The following is a 24516-nucleotide window of genomic DNA, read 5'->3' on the forward strand; positions in this document are numbered from 1 at the left end:
TAACATGTGTGCTTACCGGGTGCTGGTTGTAGATGATTCGGCCTTTATGCGCAAAATTATTACAGATCTAATTGTAAGGGATGAGTCGTTCAACATCGTAGGTACAGCCGCCAATGGCAGAGAGGCTGTAGAGAAAGTGAAAGAATTGCAGCCTGATTTGGTCACCATGGATGTCGAAATGCCTGAAATGAATGGTCTTGAAGCGTTGCCACTGATTATGGCAGCCCATCCGCTACCTGTCATTATGCTGTCAGGCATCAATGAACAAGGCATGAAGGAGACCATCATGGCTTTGGAGGCAGGGGCTTTTGATTTTATAAGAAAGCCTTCCATTGCTCATGCGCAAGATATTGAGCAGGTGAGCAAGGCATTGCTCGAACAGATGCATACTGCTATGCAAGCAGTACGCAGCCGCTTGGAGCGCAAGGAAGCTAATGAACGCAAAGCTGCATTGGAACAAGCGAAAAAAACGCCAATGGAAAAGCCACCTGGACAGGCTGTGACTGAGAAACGAGCTGGAAGTCAAGCTTCGGCAGACAAGCCTCCTGTTGTTCCGCTTGCTTCTCCACCTGCTGCATCGGCTCAGCCAAAGAAAGATGCTGGGAAGTCCGTCCCAACAGCTGCCAAGCAGGAAACTAAAAAACAGCTGTCTGGAACAGCTGCTACAGCTGATCGCATAGACAAGCCAGCTGTTCAGCCAAGGAAACCAGTGCAAGCACCTCATGTGCAGAAGAAAGAAGACTTGTCCATGGGTACGGGAATAACGTCGGGACAACTGAAGAGCTCTGAGCCGACCGCTGGCAAATCGATGCAGGGTAAGGATAAAGCAGGGTTGGTCAAGCCGGAATCACGGAAGACGGTAACTTCATCAGCTTCTTCCACTCCTGCGGCTACAACGCCTCCAGTAACAGCACCTACAGTTCCAGCCGCACCAAAGGGATTGTCACTTAAAAAAGGTGTACACACGTCCAGCTTTCGAAAACTGGTGGCGGTCGGATGTTCTACGGGCGGACCACGGGCGCTGAAGACGCTGTTGGAGCGCATCCCTGGGGATTTTCCAGCTCCAATCGTTATCGTTCAGCATATGCCGCCAAACTTCACTCGTTCGCTAGCCCAACGGTTGAATACGTTGAGTCCACTACGAGTGGTGGAGGCTGAGCAGGGGATGACGCTGGAGACGGGAACAGCCTACATCGCTCCAGGGGGATATCAGCTAAGAATTGTGCCTGGAGCCGGTGGTAAATACACTGTGTCACTGAAGATGGAGGAGGCTCGCAATGGTCACCGTCCTTCCGTAGATACGATGTTCGAATCACTGCTCTCGTTAACCTCGCTGGAAAGACATCTAGTATTGCTTACTGGAATGGGGAGCGACGGGGCTAAAATGATGAAAAAGCTTTATGACGCTGGGGTTCAATCCACATTTGCTGAAAATGAGGAGACTTGTGTAGTGTACGGAATGCCCCGCTCAGCAGTTGAATTAAAATGTGTGCGCCACCTTCTGCCAATGCAGGAGATCGCCCCCAAGCTTGTACAAGTTGTGAAATAATCGGAGTGTAACTCATGGAGGAGGTGTCTCACAATGGACATGAACCAATATTTAAACATGTTTATTGATGAGTCGAATGATCATCTGCAATCTCTTAACGAAAATATGCTTCAACTGGAAAGCAACCCAACCGATCTAGGCATCGTTCAGGTGATTTTCCGTTCTGCCCATACCCTCAAAGGAATGGCTGCTACGATGGGGTTTGAAGACCTGGCATCGCTCACTCACCAAATGGAAAACGTTCTTGATCTGGTACGTAACAACAAGCTGGCGATGCATGAATTTATATTCGATACCTTATTTAAAGGTTTGGATGCCCTGGAATCCATGGTGCAGCACATTACAGAGGGAGGCGATGGAAAAGCGGATGTCTCCTCTATTGTATCTTCATTACAATCCATCGTGAGCGGGGATTTCTTAAAGTCCGGCTCAAATGCCGCCGCTGAGGAGTCTCCTTCTGCAAAAGCGGGCACTAACGATAGTGCTGGATTGGTTTTGGACCAATTCCAGTATTCTGTACTGGAGCAATCGATTTCAGAAGGGCATCGTGTTCACTATATACAGGTAACAATCAGTTCAGAGAGCCAGCTGAAGGCAGCACGTGCCTTTATGGTATTTAACACATTGGAAAACTCTGGTGAAATTGTCAAGGCCTATCCATCCGTACAGGATATCGAGCAGGAAAAATTCGAACAAAGCTTCTCGTTATATTACATAACGCAGAAAGAAGTTGGGGAGCTGGAAAAGGAAATCGCGGGTATCTCTGAAATTGACACTGTCTCAGTGGTACAACTGGATCAGGAATCCCTTAAACAAATGAGCGAAGTTAATGCTGGACTCGCTGAGACAGCGGCGGTACAGGAAGCACCTGTTGCCGTGCAGCCAACCGCTCCATCCCAGCCGCAGTCTCCAGCTGCGGCCTCTGTCGCCAAGCCAGCCGCAGGTAAAGCGCCAGTAGCCAAGACGGCTGCTCCTACGCACAACCGTACGATTCGCGTAGATATTGAACGTCTGGATGTACTTATGAATTTATTCAGCGAGTTGCTCATTGACCGTGTGCGTTTAGAACAGTTAGCCAGTGAGGCTTCCAATCCAGCACTGACAGAAACGGTTGAGCATATGAGTCGTGTGAGCAGTGATTTGCAAAATGTTGTTCTTAAATTGCGGATGGTACCTGTAGATACTGTTTTCAACCGTTTCCCGCGTATGGTTCGCGATCTGGCCAAGTCGCTGGATAAAAAACTGGAATTGGTTATTACTGGAGCAGAGACTGAAATGGATCGGACTGTTATCGACGAAATTGGCGATCCTCTGGTGCATTTGCTTCGTAACTCCGTGGATCATGGCATCGAGTCAGTGGCCGACCGGATTGCAGCTGGCAAACCAGAAACTGGAACGGTTCAACTGCGTGCTTTTCATAGCGGTAATAACGTATTTATCGAGATTGAGGATGATGGGAACGGGATTAACCGTGAAAAGGTACTAAACAGTGCTATTTCCAAAGGGATTTTGACAGCAGAACAAGCAGCTTCAATGACCGACGAGGAAGCTTATCAAGTATTGTTTGCTCCAGGCTTTAGTACAGCTGCAGTCATTTCAGACGTATCAGGACGCGGTGTCGGTCTGGATGTTGTTAAATCCAAAATCACTGCTTTGGGTGGTAATGTTACGGTTCACTCCACATTGGGCCAAGGCACTAATTTCTCTGTACAATTGCCGCTGACTCTATCCATTATTGCAGCCATGATGATACAGATCGGTTCAGAAAAATATGCGATTCCTTTGTCTTCCATTGTGGAAACTGCGATCGTCAAACGTAAGCAAATCCGTTCTGTGCATGGCAATAAGATGATTGCTTTCCGCGATTCTCATATCCCGCTTATCTCCTTGAGTCAGCTGTTTGAGGTACCGGACTTCAACGAAGATGAAGAAGAAGAGACAGAGGTCGTGGTCATCCGTAAGGGAGACCGTCTGGCAGCTCTTTCCGTACAGGACTTTTTGGGACAAAGTGAAATCGTCCTTAAAAATCTGGGCAAGTATCTTCCAAACATCCAAGGAATTTCAGGTGCTACGATTCTGGGTGACGGTCAGGTTGCTTTGATCATTGACCCGAATGTTTTCATTAAATAATGTCTTCATTAAAAATGAAAGAAATGTGAGATTGCTGACATCAATAAGGAGGGTTTTTAGACATGGGAGAAGAAATTAAAGTTATCGTATTTAAGCTTGGTGAAGAAGAATACGGTGTTGAAGTAGAAAAAGTCCAATCTATTGAACGCATGGTGCCGATTACACGAGTTCCGAGAACTTACGATTTTGTTAAAGGCGTATTCAACATGAGAGGCGTGGTTATTCCGGTTATTGATCTTCGTGGCCGTTTTGGATTACCTGAAGCCGAGTATACCGATCAAACCCGTATTATTATCGTTGCTGTGGGCGAGATGCAAGTCGGCTTTATCGTGGATTCAGCGAATGACGTGATTGACCTGAATACTGACAACATTGAGACACCACCGGAAGTAGTCGGCGGAGTTAAGGCGAAATACCTTCGCGGAGTTGCTAAAATTGGTGAAGAACGTCTGCTGATCATGCTCAACTTGTCCGAAGTTTTGAACCGTAGCGAGATGAACCAATTAGAAGGCTTAGAGGATTAATATATGGAAAATCTGGGAAATCTCGAAGACTTCAAGTTGGATGTATTGAAAGAAGTCGGCAACATTGGCTCGGGGAACGCTGCTACAGCGCTCTCCCGGCTTCTCAATAAACCGATCGACATGGGTGTGCCCAAAGTGCAAATGCTGCCTTTTGAGGAAATTGCGGACAAAGTCGGCGGAAATGAACAGCTTGTTGTTGCAATATTTTTTAGGGTCGAAGGGGAAGCACCTGGTAATCTATTCTTCATATTGCAACCTCAGGCGGCAAAAAGCTTACTATCCCGTTTGGCGAATATTCCTTCGGATGACGAAGATAGCTTTAACGAGATGGAGCATTCAGCCCTGTCGGAGATCGGTAATATTTTAGCAGGCTCCTACCTTTCTTCGTTGGCGGATTTCACACGTTTATCCATGTACCCGACAGTCCCTGCGCTGGCACTGGATATGGCAGGAGCTATTCTCAGCTACGGACTGCTGCAGTTTGGGCAAATGGGGGATGCTGCTTTATTGATTGACACATCGTTTCTGGAAGGGCAGAATCAGATTGAGGGTCAATTTTTCCTGATTCCTGATCCAGAATCGTTCGGGAAAATCTTTAGGTCGTTAGGAGTCCCGATGAACGATGATTGAGGATAAAAGCATCATTAAAGTCGGCATGGCAGATTTAAATGTTACTAGCAACCCGAACTCGATTCGCACGACAGGACTTGGCTCCTGCGTCGGATTGACCCTCTATGATCCTCATTTGAAGCTGGCAGGCATGGCACATGTGATGTTACCGTCCTCGGATATTGCCCGTGAAGGGCAGCTGAATATTGCCAAATATGCGGATACCGCATTGCCAGAGTTGTTGGAGCGAATGTTGAAACTGGGTGCTGAGCGGCGCAGACTGATTGCCAAAATGGCAGGAGGAGCGCAGATGTTTGCCTTTGCCGGTAGTGGAGACACCATGCGGATTGGCCCGCGCAATGTAGAATCCTGTAAGGAAATGCTTGTAGATCTGGGCATTCCTTTGATTGCGGAAGATACAGGTGGCAATTATGGACGAACGATTGAGTTGGACTCTGAAACTGGCGTTTTGAATATTCGAAGCGTACAAAAAGGTGTAAAGGAATTATAAACATGTTATTTGGTAGCTTACGCATTAATCTTTGGTCTGGAGTAGTCGGATTTATTCTGACTTTTGTGTTGTCCGTTGGCAGCAATCTGCTGACCACGAGCTTAATTCGTGGCTTAATCGCCTTCGTTTTTTGGTTCCTACTTGCATTTGTGCTGCGCTGGACACTGAGTGTAGTGGCGCGGCCAGATTTGGGGAATGCCCAAGACCGGGCAAGCTCTCAGGTAGACGGCGTAGGGGGAAATCTGGACCTGACGACACCAGACGAAAATGAAAACCTGAATGAATTGCTAAAACCGAAACCAGACCAGACGGACGAGGGGAATAATGGTTTCGCACCTTTAAACCCACCTAAGCTGGTTTCCAACAAGGACCCTGAAGAATTGGCCAAGGCCGTTCGTCACCTGACAGACAAATAAGGAGGGTGAAGCCGATGAACGAGCGAAAAGCCGCTCATTTGAACCATTCCGACCTGTGGGAGCAATGGAAAGAACACGGTGACAAGGAAGCGAAGAAACAGTTAATTGAAAAGTATCTTCATATTGTGGAGTATGTGTCGGGCCGTCTTGCAGTAGGCTTACCTAAAAATGTATCCAAGGATGATCTGGCGAGCAACGGTGTTATGGGTTTGATTGATGCTTTAGAGAAATTTGATTATGAGCGTGGTTTGCAGTTTGAGACTTATGCTTCTTGGCGTGTTCGTGGAGCAATTTTGGATGGCCTTCGTCAAGGAGATTGGGTTCCTCGTTCAGTTAGGGAAAAAGCGAAAAAAATCGAAGACGCCTACCAGCATCTAGAACAAAGATATTTACGCACAGTAAGCGACGAAGAGATGAGTCATTATTTGGACGTCTCCGAGAAAGAGTTTCAAAGTATGATCCAGGAGGTCGCCGTGATGTCGATTGTTTCACTGGAGGACCCGATCCGCGAAGAAGAGTCGGAAACACGGCTTTCCCTGTTGGTGGACGAAAAGGCGAAAAATCCGGACCATAAGGTCAATGAATTCACACTTCGTGATGCCTTGGCACAAGGCATTGATAAATTAACTGAAAAAGAGCGTATCGTTGTTTCTTTATTGTATTACGAGGATCTGTCACTCAGCGAAATTGCTGAGGTCATGTCACTTTCTCCTTCGCGAATTTCTCAGTTGCATTCCAAAGCAATATTACGTCTGAGAGCGACACTGGACAAACAACGGGATTTGCTAATGCGTAAAGATTAACGTACGGGAGGTTACAGTAACAGTTAGACGGAAGGAGCACCCATGTGGAGAAGCAGTATGCTTTGGATCAGTTTTTAAAAGTGGTTGTCTCACCTGACAAACAATCCGCCTACTTGGAGTTTGCCAAACGTGAAGAAGGCTTTGCCTGTTCTGTGCAAGAATTAGAACGTTTTCTAAGCAACCAAAAAATATCCTACGGTGTAATTACCGATGCAATTCGCACATTTGTGGCAAATCCGGAAGATCATTTCTTCGGGAAATTACTGATTGCTCAGGGAAAGCAGCCGATTCATGGTACAGATGGGAAAATAAATCTGGCCGATATTGTGACCGGTGAAGATGCACATAAGCCACTTGAAACTGTGGATGGACGGGTGGATTATAAAGAATTAACTCGTTTAAGAAATGTAAAACGTGGACAACTGATTGCCGAACGGGTGGATCCTCTGCCGGGTGTACCAGGGATTGCTGTAACCGGAGAGGAAATTCCTTTTCTTCCAGGTAAAGAGGCGCGTTTTAAAGTTGGCAAAAATGTAGTGATCCATCCGGAAGGCGTTGCGATGTATGCGGCTATTGATGGTTTAGTGACTACAACTGAAAAGGGCAAGCTTAATGTGTTCCCTGTGTATGAAGTGAACGGGGATGTCGATTATAGCGTCGGTAACATTGATTTTGTTGGAACCGTCGTCATTCGCGGGAATGTCTTGACAGGTTTTCGCGTTCGGGCGGCTGGTGACATTCGTGTCATTGGCGGTGTGGAAGGCGCTGAAATTGAGGCGGATGGCTCAGTGGAAATCAGCGGGGGTATTATCGGATACCATAAAGGATTCGTGAAAGCTGCACAAAATGTGAAATGCTCGTTTATACAAGATGGTAACGTGATCGCGGGAGCCGATGTACTTGTATCCCAGAGTATCATGCATTCCCAGATCAAAGCGAGTAATAATGTAATCTGCGAAGGGACAAAAGGGCTTATCGTAGGTGGCAGTGTACAAGCTGGTAAAAAGGTAGTGGCTCGTACCGTCGGTAATACGATGTCCACAGCTACCAATATCGAAGTGGGTGTGCTTCCCGAACTGCGTGATGAGCTGACAGAACTCCGCGCACGATTGAAGCAGCAGACAGACAGCCAGGATAAAACGAACAAGGCTCTCACAATATTGGATCAGCTAGCGGCTGCCGGTCAGCTCGCACCTGATAGAATGGCTATGCGAATCAAGCTGACATCTACTAAAAAATCCAATGAACAGGAACTTTTGGAAACCAAGTCCAGAATGCTTGAAATAGAACGAACTTTAGAAGATACGAGCCGCGCCCGGGTAGAAGTGAAAAATGTGATTTATGGTGGCTCTAAGATAGTTATCGGCAGATATACAAAATTTATTAAAGATTCTTTGGAAAGAATGGCGTTTTATTACCATGAGGGAGATATCAGCATGTCCTCCTACATGTAATTCATTACACTGATAATAATTCAATTTATTATATTTCTTGGTAGTCTGATACGGATGCCCAATCGGAAAGGGTGTGGTCCAATGAGCTTGAAGGCTGTTGAATTGCAAATTGCTGTACCTCGCACTAGTGAAGCAGGGAAATACCATAGTGAGTCTCAGCAGCGACCGATGAATGACCAGGCATTACTTGGACAAAAGACTGCGCTGGAGACGGAGAACATGCGTCAGCGAAGCGGTGCCATAGACCAGTCTGCAGAAACATTCGTCGGTGAGAGGCAAACAGGTGAGCAGAGCAGAGATTCTTCCCAGCAGAGTCGCTCCCGCTCAGATGAGACTGAGCTGCCTAAGGAGCATCCGGCAGAGCATCCGTATAAGGGACATCATATTGATTTTTCGCTCTGATCCGATGGGTGGAGAAGCGTTATAAAAGGAGACGATGGGCAGTGGATCAACCATGGATTTATATTGTTCTGCTGGGAGCCGCAGCTGTTGTCTACGCCTGGCTTATGCCAAAGCGCCAGCCAAGCCGGGGAACAGAAGAGGCCGTCGTTCAAAAGGTTGAGGCTACATTGGAGCAATATATGGCCGATATTGAAAACGACAATGACGAGTTGATTGAACTCGTATCTGGTATGAAGCAGGAGCACGCGGTTAAGCAGGCAGCATTACAGGAGCAAGTAGCTGAGCTTCGGAATCGTATTGTGGAGCTTGAGCGTCAGGCAATGCTTGCGACCATCTCTATGCCAAACTCAGATTCAGAAGCTTCTATCGTAACTTTGGAGGAGCAAACGGCATTGCAAGAGCCTCAAACTGAGCAGGAACAAGAGTCCATCCGAGATCGTTATCAAGAGTTGTTCGCGATGCATGAGCAAGGCAAGTCGGTGGATTATATAGCCAAGCAATCAGGCATCCAGCGAGGCGAAGTACAGCTCATATTACAACTCGCGGAACGGGAGGATGTGACATGATCAAAAACCGCTCATTTATGTTAGGCATGGGTACGGGGCTTATAATGGGGGCATTGTTGTTGCAACTGGCAATAATTGGTCAGGGGCAGTCGCAGCAATCTTCGACAGACCCGAAAAACATGACGCGAGAACAACTAGAGAAGGCAGCAGCCGAGTTAAATCTTCAGATCAGTGACAGTTCTGATCCGAAAATGACAGAAGAGGAATGGCGCAATAAGCTGATCAAGGAAGGCAACAAGACTCCCGTTGCACCTCAAAAGGCTAAACCAGCTCAAACGCCTTCAACACCAAAGGTACCTGCAAACAGCACATCCTCGGCTGCTTCTAAGCCTTCGACTAGCACGTCGGTACCACAAAGTCCGAACAAGCCACAAACTCAAAGAGCTGGCACTACAACCACTCCCGATATTCCCAAGCAGCCTGCCACCCCACAAGTGCAATATAGCATTGCATCGGGGAGTAATTTAAGAAGTGTGGCATCTGGATTGGAACGGGCTGGAGTCGTATCGGATGCTAGTGCATTTGAGGCAGCAGCTAAGGCTAAAAAAATCAATACCAAAATTCGTACAGGCACCTATCAGTTTGTTAAAGGTGAGGATTTCAGTTCTATTATTACTAAAATAACGAAGAAGCCGTCCAACTGACCTAATCGGGAAGAGGACGGCTTTTTATTTTTTTCGATGCGAATAAAGAATTTTCTTAGTGTTTAGTTCAAAAGCGGGAATGACCCCCCATAATGGCTTACAACATAGTCTATTGCAATTCAGAGCTAGTGGACATAAAAAAAGACCCCTGAAGAATTCAAAGGTCATCTCATGGCGGCTTACACCAAGATGTATTGTTAAAACTGCCCTCAATCCGGATCAATGTAGCTCTAGCGAGGAGGGGGGATTATCGCCTTAATTCTCGGGTATAAATATTTGCCGAAATCCGGCCGTCATGAGGCGCCGAATCTGGACGTCATCGGCATGTGCCTCGCGCCGATCGCCTTCTCCATGCTGGCGTATGGTGTAAGCGAAGGCGGCACCAGCTGGTCCAAGGCTTCGACGATCACGGGCTTGACCATCGGCGGCATTGCGCTCATCCTTTTCATCTTCGTGGAACTGGCACAGAAGCAGCCGCTGCTGGAGCTGAAGGCGTTCAAATCGTCTGATTTTACACGCAGCATCATCTTGACGTGGATCGTACAGCTCGCGTTGTTCGGCGCAATGCTGATCGTACCGCTGTACCTGCAAGGCGTCATGCACTACACCGCCCTTGAAACCGGCTGAATCCTGATGCCTTATGCGTTATGCGCCGGAATCGGCAACCCGATCAGCGGCCGGCTGTTCGACAAAATCGGCGCGCGTCCGCTCGCCTTCGCCGGTCTTGCCGTCCTATCCATTTCTCTATTCATCTTGTCCAATATATCTGTGGATCCTTCGCTCTGAGTTATTATCTTATGCATCTGCACCATGGGTCTCGGAATGGGCTTCTCCATGATGCCGCTCAACACGCATGTTCTTAACTCTGCACCTCACCGCCTGGTGAGCCGAGTCACACCATTGACAACAGCAGCTCAGTAAGTTGTTCTCTCGTTGCGGTCGTGGGTCTGACGGGTTATCTGCCGTCGCAAATCACTTCCCACACCGCAAATGCGGGAGCGGACGCGAATCCGCTGAATGCTGTCGTTACGGGTTATGGCGATACGTTTTTCCTATCCGCGTGCCTTACGGCTGCGGCTGTAGCACTGTCGCTCCTTTTGCGTAAACCGCAGCAGCAGGAAGAAGGTACCGCCGACGGGGACAACCCGGACCCGGCGATGATGGGTCACTAATCGCGAATCGGTATGATTTTATTCGTGTGCAAAAAGCCTTGGCCGTTAGTCGGTCAAGGCTTTTTGCTGGTACGCCCAGCATGGCGTCATCTATATATAAAAGACTAGCACAGATGCGGCTAATAGGGCACATATTGGAACTATCCTGCCCGTTCAATGCAGTGCGAGAGTCTAACACTTTATTTTCACAAACATTTTGCTAAGAAGCCAGGCAGATGGAAGTGTACAGGACGTTTTTCACACGGTTTCGACTATTGTCGAAAAGCTGGTTGCAACGCTGCAAGTGTTATGGTATATTAATTGACGGTGTTAAAAACGCACGTCGGTTAATTTTATGGAGGGTGCTTCCAATAGGAAGTCTTTATAAAAAATGATGTCGGCGGAGGACACACAAAAAAACCAAACTTAGGAGGTGCGTGAAGATGGCAGTAATCTCCATGAAACAGCTTTTGGAAGCTGGGGTTCACTTTGGTCACCAAACACGTCGCTGGAACCCGAAAATGGATCGTTATATCTTCACTGAAAGAAACGGTATTTACATCATTGACTTGCAAAAGACAGTGAAAAAGGTTGAGGAAGCTTACAACTTCGTAAAAAGCATTGCAGCTGAGAATGGTACAATCCTGTTCGTAGGCACGAAGAAACAAGCACAAGATTCCGTTAAAGAAGAAGCAGCTCGCGCTGGTCAATTCTACATCAACCAACGCTGGTTGGGTGGTACACTGACTAACTTCCAAACCATTCAAAAACGTATTGATCGTTTGAAACAATTGGAAGCTTGGGAAGAAGATGGTACATTTGCTGTTCTTCCTAAAAAAGAAGTTATCATTCTTCGCAAAGAAAAAGATCGTCTTGAAAAATTCTTGGGTGGTATCAAAAACATGAAGGGCCTTCCAAGTGCTCTGTTCATCATTGATCCGCGCAAAGAACGTATCGCGGTTGCTGAAGCTCGCAAATTGGGTATCCCAATCGTAGGTATCGTTGATACAAACTGCGATCCAGACGAAATCGACTATGTTATCCCAGGTAATGACGACGCGATCCGCGCTGTTAAATTGCTGACAGGTAAAATGGCTGATGCAGTTATGGAAGCTAACCAAGGCGAAGAAACTACAGCATAATATTTCCGATCGGAAATACCTATACGAATTAAATGAAAAGGGTGGTTGGTAGGTGGAAAACCTCTCACTACCCTTTTTTTAAGGAATAAAGCTCGTATATACCACTGAAAATTAAATTTGGAGGGAAATAATATGGCAGTTAATGCTAGCGCAGTAAAAGAGCTTCGTGAAAAAACAGGCGCAGGAATGCTGGATTGTAAAAAAGCGCTTGAAGAAGCAAATGGTGATTTGACAAAAGCGGTTGAAGTTCTGCGTGAAAAAGGACTTGCAGCTGCAGCCAACAAAGCAGGCCGTATTGCTACTGAAGGCGTTGTTGAATCCTACATCCATGCTGGCGGCCGTATCGGCGTGCTGGTAGAAGTAAACTGCGAAACAGACTTCGTAGCGAAAACTGACCAGTTCAAAGATTTTGTTCGTGACATTGCAATGCATATCGCTGCATCGAACCCTCGTTATGTTCGTCGCGAAGAAGTGCCACAGGAAGAGATTGAAAAAGAAAAAGAAATCCTGAAAGCACAAGCTTTGAACGAAGGTAAACCAGAAAAAATCGTTGAAAAAATGGTTGAAGGCCGCATCGGTAAATTCTACGAAGAATTCTGCTTGCTGGAGCAATCTTTCATTAAAGATCCAGACAAAACAATCTCCACACTGATCAACGAGAAAATCAGTACGATTGGTGAAAACATCTCCGTACGCCGCTTTGTTCGTTTCGAACTGGGTGAAGGTCTGGAGAAAAAAGAAGACAACTTCTACGAAGAAGTTATGTCCCAAGTGAAACAATAATTACCAACGATCGGTAAATGCATATGAATAAACAGAAATGGAACACATCAGTGTTCCATTTCTTGCAACAGGACACCTATCCTGTTACATAAATAATATATGAAATTGGAGGGTGATCATTTGGAAAAACCTGTATTTAAACGTGTTGTTCTGAAAGTTAGTGGGGAGTCGCTGTCAGGTCCTAACGGTTACGGTATTGATGCGGATACAATTGCGTCGATTGCTGAACAAGTTAAGGACGTGGTGGAACTAGGAGTAGAAGTTGCTATTGTGTGCGGAGGCGGTAATATCTGGCGTGGTATTGCTGGAAGTGCCAATGGGATTGACCGGGCAACGGCAGATTACATGGGCATGCTTGCAACCGTGATGAACTCATTGGCTCTACAGGATGCTTTGGAACAGATTGAAGTGCCTACGCGTGTACAAACGTCCATCGCAATGCAACAGATTGCAGAACCTTACATTCGCCGTAGAGCTATTCGTCATCTGGAAAAAGGTCGGGTCGTAATTTTTGCTGCAGGTACGGGTAATCCGTTCTTCTCGACTGATACTACAGCTGCTTTGCGTGCCGCTGAGATCGAAGCAGAAGTAATTCTGATGGCTAAAAATAAAGTAGATGGTGTGTACTCCGCCGATCCGTTTAAAGATAGCACAGCTGAAAAATATGAGCAGCTCACGTATTTGGATGTGCTTAACAAAAATCTCGGTGTCATGGATTCTACAGCTTCCTCGCTGTGCATGGATAACAATATTCCGTTGATTGTCTTTGCTATTACAGAGCAAGGTAACATTAAACGTGTCGTACTGGGTGAAAAAATTGGTACGATCGTCAAAGGGAGTGTAAATTAATGCCACAATCTGTGAAAAAGAGCGCTGAAGAGCGCATGCAAAAAGCAATCCAGGCATTGCAACGTGATCTTGCATCTTTGCGTGCAGGACGGGCAACACCAGCATTACTGGACCGTGTGCAGGTTGAATATTACGGCGCAATGACTCCAGTCAATCAGCTGGCGAATATCAATACACCTGACAGTCGGACCTTGATGATTCAGCCTTGGGACAAATCTTCTTTGGCTGATATCGAACGCGCTATCCAAAAATCCGATTTGGGTTTGACACCTTCGAATGATGGTAACACCATTCGTCTGAGTATTCCTGCTTTAACGGAGGAGCGCAGAACTGATTTGGTGAAGCTGACGAAAAAGAGCGGTGAAGAAGCGAAAATCGCTATTCGTAACATTCGTCGTGATGCAAACGATGATATTAAAAAAATGGAGAAAAGTGATATTTCCGAGGACGAATCTCGTAAGCATCAGGAAGATATCCAGAAGACGACTGATAAGTTTATCGCTGAAGTGGATAAAGTTTTAGCTGCAAAAGAAAAAGAAATTATGGAAGTTTAAAAAGATTGGCAGCCCCTCCCTTACGGTGGGGTTTGTCTCTTTTCAAGCCTGAGGCACATTTTCAGAGAATGCTGGAGGAACTGGAATGATCAAACGGGTTCGGTCTTGGTGGAACGGGGAACAAAAACAGCAAACACCGGCCATTTCAAAAGACAATATTCCGCAGCATGTTGCTGTCATCATGGATGGGAACGGCAGATGGGCCAAACGGATTGGAATGCCGCGGATTGTAGGGCATCAAAATGGAATGAAGGCAGTGAAACGCACAGCAATTGCAGCGGATGAACTGGGTATTAAGTATTTAACTTTATTTGCTTTTTCAACTGAGAATTGGACGCGTCCAAAGGACGAAGTTGATTTTCTAATGAAACTGCCTCAAGAATTTTTGGCAATTGAGCTGGATGAGCTGATTGAAAAAAATGTGCAAGTGCGTATGATGGGGAATAAGGAACATTTACCTTCCCATACCGTTGAAGCGCTGACTGAAGCGACTCGACGTACTGAAAATAATACCGGACTTGTACTTAATTTTGCATTAAATTATGGAAGTCGGTTGGAAATCACAGAGTGCATGCAAGCATTGGGCCGACAAATTGAGGATGGAAAGCTGAAGCCGGAAGATATAACATCTGAGCTAATTGGCAACACGTTGCTTTCTACTGGTATGCCAGATCCTGATTTATTGATTCGAACAAGCGGGGAACTTAGACTCAGTAATTTTATGCTTTGGCAGCTTGCATATAGTGAGTTGTGGTTTACTGATATTTATTGGCCCGAGTTTAAAAAAGAGCATTTATACGAAGCAGTGATCGAATATCAGAAAAGATCACGACGGTATGGCGGACTGAAGTAAATGGAGGATGAAAGCCGTTGAGACAGAGATTAATTACCGGTATTCTGGCAGGCATATTCTTTTTGGCAATGGTCCTGTGGGGCGGCTTGGCCTACCATTTGCTTATATTGGTGATGGCCCTAATCGGATTTTATGAGTTCGCACGAATGACGCAGGTATCTCCTTTTGGAGGTACGGCAATGCTTGGCTACGTAAGCATATTAGCATTTGTATTCCCATATCAATCTTTGGGTTTACACTCACCGCTATCCTTTGCCAGTTTGCTTTGGTTGGTAATGATAGTGTTTATGATGATCACGGTAGGAACGAAAAATAAAATCCCAATTCAAACGGTAGCTATACTATTTCTTGGTACTGTATATATAGGATTTGGATTTTCGTATATTGCGGAATCACGTCATATGGAACATGGACTGTTATGGACTTTTTTGTTGTTGTCTTGTATTTGGGCAAGTGATGCAGGGGCATATTTTGTAGGCAAAATGGTAGGAAAGACGAAGCTATGGCCTGCGATTAGTCCAAACAAAACGGTCGAAGGGTCCATTGGCGGAGTTGTTTTAGCTTTGGTTATAGCTCTGGTATTCGCTGGATTATCAGGTGGACTGCTGCCCTGGGGTAAAGCCTTCGGCATCGGTTTGTCATGTGCTGTTGTGGGACAACTGGGCGATTTGGTACAATCTGCATACAAACGAGTGTACGGCATTAAAGATTCTGGTAATCTGCTGCCAGGACACGGTGGTATACTAGACCGCTGCGACAGCTGGATTGTCGTTTTTCCATTTGTACATATGCTGATGCTGCTTCCATGAGTCTGGTATTACAACTTATGCTCAGGATCAACCTTTATGTTGTTCATCCTGCGCTATTAGAAGGATGGTAGCAGTTGCATAGTTGCCTGGGTAACAAACAATGAGCTCCTGATAAAAGTGATTTTCAGGATAGGAAGGTGCATCATGAAAAGAATTACGGTACTTGGTTCAACCGGCTCTATTGGAACTCAAACGCTGGATGTGGTGTCCATGCACCCAGATCAGTTCACTGTTGAGGCTTTAGCAGGCGGCTCCAATATAAAGTTACTTGCTGAGCAAGCACATCTCTATCAACCTAAAAAAGTGTCTGTTGGTACTCAGCAGTTAGCAGATGAAATTCGTCCTTTACTGCCTTCTGGAATCGAACTACACTGGGGAAATGAAGGACTCGTTGAGCTGGCCGCGAACACAGAGGCGGATATGGTTGTGACGGCTGTAATGGGCAGTGTCGGATTGCACTCCACGCTGGCCGCGATTGAGGCTGGAAAACAGATCGGTTTGGCCAACAAAGAAACACTGGTTACTGCTGGTCATCTGGTCACTGCGCGAGCTCGGGCGAAAGGAGTGCCGTTGCTGCCGATTGACAGTGAGCATTCAGCTATTTTCCAATGCTTGAATGGTGAGCGTATGAAAGATGTGGCACATATTACCCTCACAGCATCAGGCGGTTCTTTTCGAGATTTGACAAGAGAACAGCTGCGTGAAGTTACCGTGGAAGATGCACTTAAGCATCCTAATTGGTCAATGGGGGCCAAAATTACAATTGATTCAGCAACGATGGTAAACAAAGGGCTGGAAGTCATTGAGGCACATTGGCTGTTCGGACTTAGCTATGAGCAGATCCATGTGCTGCTTCATCCGGAAAGCATTATTCACTCCTACGTCGAGTTTCAGGATACAAGCATTGTTGCTCAACTTGGGAACCCGGACATGAGAGTACCCATTCAATATGCATTGACTTATCCTGAGCGGATGAAGTCTCCGGCAAAGCCTCTGTCACTGGCTGAAGTGGGAAAACTCCACTTTAAGGAAATGGATTTTAATCGTTTTCCTTGTTTAAGGCTTGCCTTCGAATGTGGTAAAATGGGTGGTACAGCACCGACCGCATTTAATGCTGCTAATGAGATTGCTGTTGCCCGTTTCTTGCGTGGAGAAATTTCTTTTCTGCATATTGAAGCTATTATTGAACAGGTGCTCGAACAGCATGTCAATATGGCTGATCCTGATTTGTCTGCGATTGAAACCTGTGACCGCGAAACTCGTAGTATAGCTGCGAGGTTGTAGGCTAATGTTGGGGTCAAGAACGAATTGTGATTCTCTTGTGCGGGTTCGGAGAATAATGATAATCTAGGAAGACAAACTTGATCTCATTGAAAGGGGGACGGAAACGATTGGAAACGATTCAAATAGTGTTGATGACGGTGCTCATGTTTTTCGTCATAGTGACGGTGCATGAATGGGGGCATTATTATTTTGCCAAACGCGCCGGGATTCTGGTACGGGAGTTTGCGATCGGTTTCGGTCCGAAACTGTTCTCTTATAAAAGAAACGAGACACGATTTACACTACGGTTGCTGCCGTTCGGTGGTTTTGCCCGCATGGCGGGAGAGGATCCGGAGGTCAATGAAATTGAAACCGGACAAACGATTGCTGTACGCGTAACAGATGGCGTCGTTAAGACCATCTATTTGGACCAACTGGATAACCGCAAGAATGTTGTGCGCGGTGAAGTGTTGGATATTGATCTGGAACAAGCGCTAACTGTAAAATTAGATGTGGATGGCGAAGATCAGCAATATACTGTGCACCCACAAGCGATGATGGTAACCAAAGGACAATCCATTCAAATTGCACCGAAGGATCGACAGTATGGGAGTAAAACAGTGGGACAGCGTGCGATGGCTATATTTGCTGGACCACTGATGAATTTTATTCTTGCCTTTATTCTGTTTGGTCTGCATATCCAGATGGTTGGCATACAAGTGGACAACCCAACTTATGTTCAAATTAGTGAAATTACAGCGGGTATGCCTGCTGCTGAAGCTGATTTGCATAAGGGAGATATCATTGAATCGGTGAACGGAGTTGCAATTGGTGCGAATGTTGAAAACATGATCAAGCTGATTGCAGATTCTCAAGACAAGCCGATGAAGTGGACAGTTCGCCGTGATGATAAAACCTTTGATCTTACCATTACACCTCGTGCAATGGAAGGACAAAAGGGTGGCAAGGTGGGCATTGTGCCTGAACTTCCAAAACGCCAAGCAGGTGTTGGGGAAACATTCAAATTTGCCGGACAATCCATGGTCAGAACGACAGATATTATTTTTCAAGGATTTAGCCAGCTTATCCAACGTTTTTCTATCAATGACCTGGGAGGCCCCGTACGTACTTTTGAAGTGACGGGACAAATTGCTAAGCAAGGCATTGAGCAGTTGACATATTGGACTGCGATCATGAGTCTTTATCTGGGGATATTCAATCTATTGCCTATTCCGGCTTTGGATGGAAGTAGACTTGTTTTCCTTGGGGTTGAGGCGGTAAGAGGACGTCCTGTTGATCCGAGCAGGGAAGGAATGGTCCATTTCGTTGGTTTTGCTATGCTATTCCTACTTATGATTGCGGTCACGTATAACGATATTTTACGCTTAATTAATGGTTAATTAGAGACGGACATTATAAAAATGGTCTGTATGGGAGGACATGCATTTCTATGTCGAACGATAAACAGTTTGTCGAGGAAATCACGCCGCAGAGCGAAGATTTTTCCCGATGGTATATTGATGTTATTAAAAAAGCAGAACTGATGGATTACTCGCCGGTTCGCGGGTGTATTGTATTCCGTCCCGATGGTTTTGAGATTTGGGAGCACATTAAGGAAGCTATGGACGTACGTTTCAGAGAAACGGGACATCGCAATGCTTATTTTCCAATGTTTATCCCAGAAAGCTTTTTCCAAAAAGAAAAAGAGCATGTGGAGGGATTTAATCCTGAACTGCCATGGGTGACTGAGGCTGGTGGGGAAAAGCTGGAAGAACGTCTCGCAATCCGTCCAACTTCGGAAACCATGATCGGTCATATGTACTCCAAATGGATTCAATCCTATCGTGATCTGCCTGTGCTCATTAACCAATGGGCTAATGTGGTGCGTTGGGAAAAACGTACGCTGCCTTTCTTGCGAACAAGTGAATTTTTGTGGCAAGAAGGTCACACAGCTCATGAAACAGAAGAAGAAGCACGTGAAGAAACGATGAAAATGCTGGAAGTTTATCGTGAGGTCATCGAGGAAGTTCTAGCTATTCCGGTTATAACTGGACAGAAAACACCTTCTGAAAAGTTCGCAGGTGCGAAGGATACATTTTCACTGGAAGCGATGATGAGAGATGGACGTGCGGTACAAGCTGGAACATCCCACTATATGGGAACTAACTTTGCCGTAGCATTTGACATTAAATATTTGAGTCGTGAAAACAACCTGGAATTCGCGCATACGACATCTTGGGGAACAAGTACACGTTTGATCGGTGCATTAATTATGGTCCATGGAGATGACCGTGGTCTTGCACTGCCTCCTAAAGTGGCACCTACTCAGGTTATTATGGTTCCTATTGGACCACCTAAGAAACGTGATGCAGTTATCGCTCGTGCAGATGAATTGTTTGCTGAGTTGAAACAAGCGGGTGTCCGTGTTAAAATGGACGACCGCAGTGATGTAAGTCCAGGCTGGAAATTTAATGAATATGAAATGCGCGGTGTACCGGTTCGTCTGGAGATCGGACCTCGTGATATGGAAAACGGTGTCTGTGTTCTTGTATCCCGTATCAGCGGTGAGAAAAAAATTGTACAACAGGACAATCTGCTTGAAGAAGTACACGCGATGCTCGCACAGGTACAACAAGAGATGTTTGACCGTGCGAAGAACTTCATGGAAGAAAACTTCTATTCCGTCGATACGTTGGATGAAATGAAGACTCTCATGGAAGAAAAACGTGGCTTTACTTTGGCTGGTTGGTGCGGATCTGAAGAATGTGAAGACAAAGTTAAAGAAGTGACAGGCGCTACAAGCCGTAACATACCGTTTAAAACAACTGAGCAAAAGACCACATGTTTGTGCTGTGGCAAACCAGCCAAGCATACAGTAGTGTTCGCACGGGCGTACTAATAAAGAAGAGCAATACCCTATACTTACTTCATTCTCTTCGCCAACAGGAATAGCTGTTACTGGATAATATTCCGGACTATCTATATCGTTGTGATGAGGGTTGAAGAAGGCTACGAAAAGCTTTTGCGGTCGGAGATGTTTTAGACGCAGAAGCTTTTCATGTTTTCAGAATGGTAGATTGGAAATTGGGGGGAGAGCCATGGGCGGAGCTGAAGAAAAGAGAAAGCGGCTGGAGCTGCTGATGAAGCAGGTTGTAATGCCGGCGGGAGTGGTTGATCCTTATTTTTTGGACGGTTGGATTGATCAGGTTGAGATTAGCCGTACCAACAAGGATTGGAATATCACTATTGCCAAAGAGACACTGGTCCCCGCTCAGGTGTATCGTACGTTCTGTATTCAAGTACAGGAAAAAATGAGCCATATCGCTAAAATCACATTCCGCTTTCAGTACAGTGAGCAGGTTCAACCTGGTGATATTATCGGTGAATACTGGAAGCTTTTTTTAGAGTGGGTGCACCGTGAAATTCCATCTGTTAACGGTTGGATGAACCGGGCTGTGCATGAGTGGGAAGACGGTCTATTATTACTAACAATGAGCGATAGTATGTCATTGGAACTGGCGCGCAAAAAGCAGATAGATCAAGCTATTATTAAGTTTTACGATAAATATTTTGGGATCTCTATGCGCATTAAAGTCCAGGTGGGTGAAAGTAACCAGGAGGCATTACAGGAATTCCAGGAAAAGAAGATGCAAGAAGAACGCGAAGTTATTCAGCAGATGATGGAAAGTATGGAATCCGAGATGCCGCCTTTGGAAGAAGAAGAAGGAGACGTACGGCTTCAATTTGGTTATGACATCAAAGAACCGGCTATTCCGATGCAAGAGATTCAGGACGAAGAAAAGAAAGTCACCCTACAAGGAACAATCTTCGGTTTGGACAGTAAAGAATTGCGCAATGGCAGTACATTGTTTACGTATTATTTGACCGACTTTAGTGATTCCCTGCAAATGAAAATGTTTGCTAAAACTAAAGAAGATCTAAAAATTCTCAGTCTGTTGGCTAATGGTAAATGGGTCAAAGTGCGGGGAAGAGTTGAATATGACCGTTTTATGCAAATTCCCGAGCTGGTTATGATTCCTTCCGATCTAGTTGAAGTACAGGCTCCACCCGGACGTAAGGATAATGCAGCGGAAAAACGGGTTGAGTTTCATCTGCACACAAAGATGAGTGCAATGGATGCTGTCGCCTCGATTGATCAATATGTCAAAACAGCCGCCAAATGGGGGCACAAGGCGATTGCGGTCACCGATCATGGCGGTGTGCAATGCTACCCTGATGCCGCTAAGGCTGCAAAGAAAAATGGCATTAAGATGATCTACGGTGTTGAGGCCAATGTGGTTAATGATGCTGTTGAGGTTGTAATGCAGGCACAGCCATTAAATTTGAAAACAGCGACTTATGTCGTTTTTGATATTGAAACCACCGGTCTATCAGTTACACAAAATAAAATCATAGAGATTGCTGCTGTTAAAATGCATGAGGGCAAGGAAATTGATCGTTATGCAACCTTTGTCAATCCGCATGAACGTATACCATACAACATTCAGCAACTGACCAACATTAACGATGAAATGGTCAAGGATGCGCCGGATGTGGAACCTGTTATGAAGGAGTTCGTAGCTTTTGCTGGCGATGCTGTATTGGTTGCCCATAATGCGCGGTTTGATATCGGCTTTATCCAGGCCACCCTTCGAAAGATGGGTTTGCCCGAAATGACCAATCCGGTACTGGATACGCTCGAACTGGCTCGTTTACTGTTTCCAACAATGAAAAACCATCGTCTGAATACGTTGACGAGCAAATATAAAGTGGCACTAGAAAGTCATCACCGTGCTATTGACGATACAGTCGCACTGACTGAAGTGCTGAATGGCTTGCTGAATGATGCGGAACAAATTAAGGGATTAAAAATGCTCGATCGTCTGAATGATTATGTAGGTAAGGATCTATCGACTGTTCGTCCTTTCCACTGCTGCATTTATGCTCTCAATCCGGTTGGTAAAAAAAATCTGTACAAGCTGGTTTCCATGTCTCATACCGAATATTTCAAGCGTGTGCCTTGTATTCCTAAATCGAAATTGTCTGAGATGAGAGACGGATTGCTTATTATTTCTGGCTGTGAAAAAGGAGAATTCTTCGAGGCTGTGTTGAACAAGTCCGAGGAAGAAGCCGAGGAGATTGCACAGTTTTATGATGTGCTGGAGATTCAACCTTTGACGATGTATATGCATCTGGTGGAAAAGCAGCTTGTAAGCGGGCCTGATGCACTAAAAACGGCCATTCGCAAAGTATGCGACATAGGAAAACGCCTTGATAAGCCCGTAATTGCTACAGGCAATGTTCACTATTTGGAAACTCGCGATAAGCTGTACCGTGATATTACTATTCATGGCATTACTGGTTTTAGCCCGCTAAAGGACATCCGAAAGCCAGATGCTCATTTGCGGACAACGGATGAAATGCTGGCAGAGTTCGAGTTTTTGGGTGAGGAAAAAGCGTATGAAGTCGTTGTGAAAAACACTAGTGAGCTGGCAGAGCGTTTTGAAGAACTGGAACTGTTCCCCGACAAGCTTTTTACGCCATTGCTGGACGGAGCAGACGAGGAAATTCGTAATACATGCTATGAGACGGCTCGATCCATTTATGGTGAATCCTTACCTGAGGTTGTTGTAGCTCGCCTTGAAAAAGAATTGGAACCTATTATTAAATATGGTTTCTCCGCTAACTATCTCATTTCTGAACGTCTGGTTAAAAAGTCTAATCAGGATGGATACTTGGTAGGTTCACGGGGTTCTGTTGGTTCTTCTGTAGTTGCTACTTTTCTCGGTATTTCTGAGGTAAATCCACTGCCCGCCCATTATATTTGCGGTAATTCTGAATGTAGACACAGCGAATGGTTTTTGGATGGAAGTGTGCCGAGCGGTTTTGACTTGCCAGATAAAAACTGTCCGAATTGCGGTGGCAAGCTCAAGGGTGAGGGACAGGATATACCTTTTGAAACGTTCCTCGGTTTTAAAGGAGATAAAGTTCCCGATATTGACTTGAACTTCTCTGGTGAATATCAACCTGTTGCCCATAACTATACAAAAGTACTGTTTGGTGAAAAAAGTGTTTTCCGTGCAGGAACCATTGGTACAGTTGCTGAGAAAACGGCGTTTGGCTTTGCCAAAAAATATGAAGAGGCACATCATAAAAAATGGCGTGGAGCCGAGCTGAACAGGTTGGCTTCTGGTTGTACGGGTGTAAAACGTAGTACCGGACAGCATCCGGGCGGGATCGTTGTTGTTCCCGATTATATTGAGGTCGAGGACATTACACCGGTGCAGTATCCGGCTGATGATACGAGCTCGGAATGGAAAACGACGCATTTTGATTATCACGCTTTTGATGCGAACTTACTCAAGCTCGATATTCTGGGCCATGATGATCCGACCATGATGAGAATGCTTCAGGATTTGACCGGGGTTGACCCTACGACCATTCCAATGAATGATCCCAAGGTGATGAGCATGTTCAATTCCACGGAGGCACTCGGTGTAACACCGCAGCAGATTCGCACGCCTGTCGCCACCTATGGTGTACCAGAGATGGGGACAAAATTTGTACGCCAGATGCTGGTAGAGTCGCAGCCGAGTTCTTTTGCCGATTTACTGCAAATATCCGGTTTGTCTCACGGGACGGGTGTATGGCTAGGGAATGCACAAGAGTTGATTAAAAATAATACATGTAACATCAAGACCGTAATTGGTTGTCGGGATGATATCATGCTGTTTTTGATTTACAAGGCGGGGATGGATGCAGGTCTGGCCTTTAAAATTACGGAGAGCGTACGTAAAGGTAAAGGACTTAGTGCCGAATGGATTGAAGAAATGAAAAAATGCAAGGTGCCGCAGTGGTACATTGATTCCTGTCTAAAAATCCAGTACATGTTCCCGAAGGCGCATGCTGCAGCCTATGTTATTTCAGCCGTGCGTACAGCATATTTCAAGCTGTATCATCCGATCGAGTATTATGCAACTTACTTCTCAGTACGTGCAGCCGATTTTGATATTGACCTGTGCTGTCAGGGGTATGATGCGATCGCACGGAAGATTGTCGAAATTGAGCAGCTTGGTTTTCAGGCGCCACCTAAAGAAAAAGGGATGCTTCCAATCCTGGAGATGGCTTTGGAAATGACGGCTCGCGGGTTTAGCTTTAAATCCATTGATTTGTACCGTTCCGAAGCTACTCGTTTCAAAGTGGACGGGGACTCGCTCATTCCTCCGTTCGGAGCTCTTCAGGGTATTGGAGATAATGCAGCACGTAACATCGCAGCTGCCCGTGAACAAGGTGAATTTTTGTCCGTTGAGGATTTTCAACAGAAATCGAAGGCTAGTAAAACGATTGTCGAAATGCTGTCCCAGATGGGATGCTTTCGAGGTCTGCCAGAGAGTAATCAGTTGTCTCTGTTTTAATCTGAACCATAGTAGTCAAGCTCTGGCACTTGTCACATAACTACGGTTATGTTATAATTTTTTTGGTAATCATGGAGATAAAACCGTTG

The 24516-nt window shown here is 45.7% G+C and carries 22 protein-coding genes; all 22 read left to right on the forward strand.

Annotation, left to right across the window (positions count from 1 at the left end):
- Positions 1–4 precede the first annotated feature (4 nt).
- The 22 genes from KSP24_RS11220 to KSP24_RS11325 all read left to right on the forward strand — a co-directional run bounded on the left by KSP24_RS11220 (position 5) and on the right by KSP24_RS11325 (position 24427).
- Complete coding sequence (locus KSP24_RS11220; protein ID WP_014599666.1) at positions 5–1549, forward strand: chemotaxis protein CheB; 1545 nt, start codon at positions 5–7, stop codon at positions 1547–1549.
- Positions 1550–1582: 33 nt separating this feature from the next.
- Complete coding sequence (locus KSP24_RS11225; protein WP_216975148.1) at positions 1583–3679, forward strand: chemotaxis protein CheA; 2097 nt, start codon at positions 1583–1585, stop codon at positions 3677–3679.
- Positions 3680–3741: 62 nt separating this feature from the next.
- Positions 3742–4203, forward strand: coding sequence for a chemotaxis protein CheW (locus KSP24_RS11230; RefSeq protein WP_013370696.1), 462 nt, complete (start codon positions 3742–3744; stop codon positions 4201–4203).
- Positions 4204–4206: 3 nt separating this feature from the next.
- Positions 4207–4833, forward strand: coding sequence for a chemotaxis protein CheC (locus KSP24_RS11235; RefSeq protein WP_040101562.1), 627 nt, complete (start codon positions 4207–4209; stop codon positions 4831–4833).
- Positions 4826–5323 carry a chemotaxis protein CheD gene (locus KSP24_RS11240; RefSeq protein WP_040101561.1) on the forward strand — a complete coding sequence of 166 codons (498 nt, stop codon included), beginning with the start codon at positions 4826–4828 and terminating at the stop codon, positions 5321–5323. The genes KSP24_RS11235 and KSP24_RS11240 overlap by 8 nt, the downstream gene beginning before the upstream one ends.
- 2 nt (positions 5324–5325) lie before the next feature.
- Positions 5326–5739, forward strand: coding sequence for a hypothetical protein (locus KSP24_RS11245; protein WP_216975149.1), 414 nt, complete (start codon positions 5326–5328; stop codon positions 5737–5739).
- A gap of 14 nt (positions 5740–5753) precedes the next feature.
- On the forward strand, positions 5754–6542 hold the full coding sequence (locus KSP24_RS11250) for a FliA/WhiG family RNA polymerase sigma factor (RefSeq protein WP_025677638.1): 789 nt from the start codon (positions 5754–5756) through the stop codon (positions 6540–6542).
- Between the two features lie 44 nt (positions 6543–6586).
- On the forward strand, positions 6587–7996 hold the full coding sequence (locus tag KSP24_RS11255) for a flagellar assembly protein A (RefSeq protein WP_216975150.1): 1410 nt from the start codon (positions 6587–6589) through the stop codon (positions 7994–7996).
- 81 nt (positions 7997–8077) lie between these two features.
- Positions 8078–8398 (forward strand): hypothetical protein, encoded by a 321-nt coding sequence (locus KSP24_RS11260; protein WP_040101558.1) that lies wholly within the window; start codon positions 8078–8080, stop codon positions 8396–8398.
- 41 nt (positions 8399–8439) lie between these two features.
- Positions 8440–8964, forward strand: a complete 525-nt coding sequence (locus KSP24_RS11265) for a DUF6115 domain-containing protein (protein ID WP_064963102.1) — start codon at positions 8440–8442, stop codon at positions 8962–8964.
- Positions 8961–9608 carry an endolytic transglycosylase MltG gene (locus KSP24_RS11270; protein WP_216975151.1) on the forward strand — a complete coding sequence of 216 codons (648 nt, stop codon included), beginning with the start codon at positions 8961–8963 and terminating at the stop codon, positions 9606–9608. Before KSP24_RS11265 ends, KSP24_RS11270 begins: the two co-directional genes overlap by 4 nt.
- A gap of 276 nt (positions 9609–9884) precedes the next feature.
- The gene (locus KSP24_RS11275; RefSeq protein ID WP_216975152.1) at positions 9885–10235 is read left to right on the forward strand and encodes an efflux MFS transporter permease; all 351 of its coding nucleotides are present in this window, start codon (positions 9885–9887) and stop codon (positions 10233–10235) included.
- A gap of 967 nt (positions 10236–11202) precedes the next feature.
- The gene (gene rpsB, locus KSP24_RS11280; RefSeq protein WP_013309916.1) at positions 11203–11901 is read left to right on the forward strand and encodes a 30S ribosomal protein S2; all 699 of its coding nucleotides are present in this window, start codon (positions 11203–11205) and stop codon (positions 11899–11901) included.
- A 132-nt stretch (positions 11902–12033) separates the two neighbouring features.
- Positions 12034–12684, forward strand: a complete 651-nt coding sequence (gene tsf, locus KSP24_RS11285) for a translation elongation factor Ts (RefSeq protein WP_013370709.1) — start codon at positions 12034–12036, stop codon at positions 12682–12684.
- A gap of 120 nt (positions 12685–12804) precedes the next feature.
- The gene (gene pyrH, locus KSP24_RS11290) at positions 12805–13533 is read left to right on the forward strand and encodes a UMP kinase (protein ID WP_013309918.1); all 729 of its coding nucleotides are present in this window, start codon (positions 12805–12807) and stop codon (positions 13531–13533) included.
- Positions 13533–14087, forward strand: coding sequence for a ribosome recycling factor (gene frr / locus KSP24_RS11295; RefSeq protein WP_014599669.1), 555 nt, complete (start codon positions 13533–13535; stop codon positions 14085–14087). The genes pyrH and frr overlap by 1 nt, the downstream gene beginning before the upstream one ends.
- A gap of 85 nt (positions 14088–14172) precedes the next feature.
- On the forward strand, positions 14173–14940 hold the full coding sequence (locus KSP24_RS11300) for an undecaprenyl pyrophosphate synthase (RefSeq protein WP_013370712.1): 768 nt from the start codon (positions 14173–14175) through the stop codon (positions 14938–14940).
- A gap of 17 nt (positions 14941–14957) precedes the next feature.
- On the forward strand, positions 14958–15749 hold the full coding sequence (locus KSP24_RS11305) for a phosphatidate cytidylyltransferase (protein ID WP_040101556.1): 792 nt from the start codon (positions 14958–14960) through the stop codon (positions 15747–15749).
- A 144-nt stretch (positions 15750–15893) separates the two neighbouring features.
- Positions 15894–17033: a 1-deoxy-D-xylulose-5-phosphate reductoisomerase gene (locus KSP24_RS11310; RefSeq protein ID WP_014599671.1), complete on the forward strand. Its 1140-nt coding sequence runs from the start codon at positions 15894–15896 to the stop codon at positions 17031–17033.
- A 107-nt stretch (positions 17034–17140) separates the two neighbouring features.
- The gene (gene rseP, locus KSP24_RS11315; protein ID WP_013370715.1) at positions 17141–18412 is read left to right on the forward strand and encodes an RIP metalloprotease RseP; all 1272 of its coding nucleotides are present in this window, start codon (positions 17141–17143) and stop codon (positions 18410–18412) included.
- A gap of 50 nt (positions 18413–18462) precedes the next feature.
- Positions 18463–19911: a proline--tRNA ligase gene (gene proS / locus KSP24_RS11320; protein WP_013370716.1), complete on the forward strand. Its 1449-nt coding sequence runs from the start codon at positions 18463–18465 to the stop codon at positions 19909–19911.
- Positions 19912–20110: 199 nt separating this feature from the next.
- Complete coding sequence (locus KSP24_RS11325) at positions 20111–24427, forward strand: PolC-type DNA polymerase III (protein WP_013370717.1); 4317 nt, start codon at positions 20111–20113, stop codon at positions 24425–24427.
- Positions 24428–24516: the final 89 nt, after the last annotated feature.

Origin of the sequence: Paenibacillus sp. AK121 (genome assembly GCF_019042715.1) — a bacterium.
In the GTDB taxonomy this organism is placed as follows: Bacteria; Bacillota; Bacilli; order Paenibacillales; family Paenibacillaceae; genus Paenibacillus; species Paenibacillus polymyxa_C.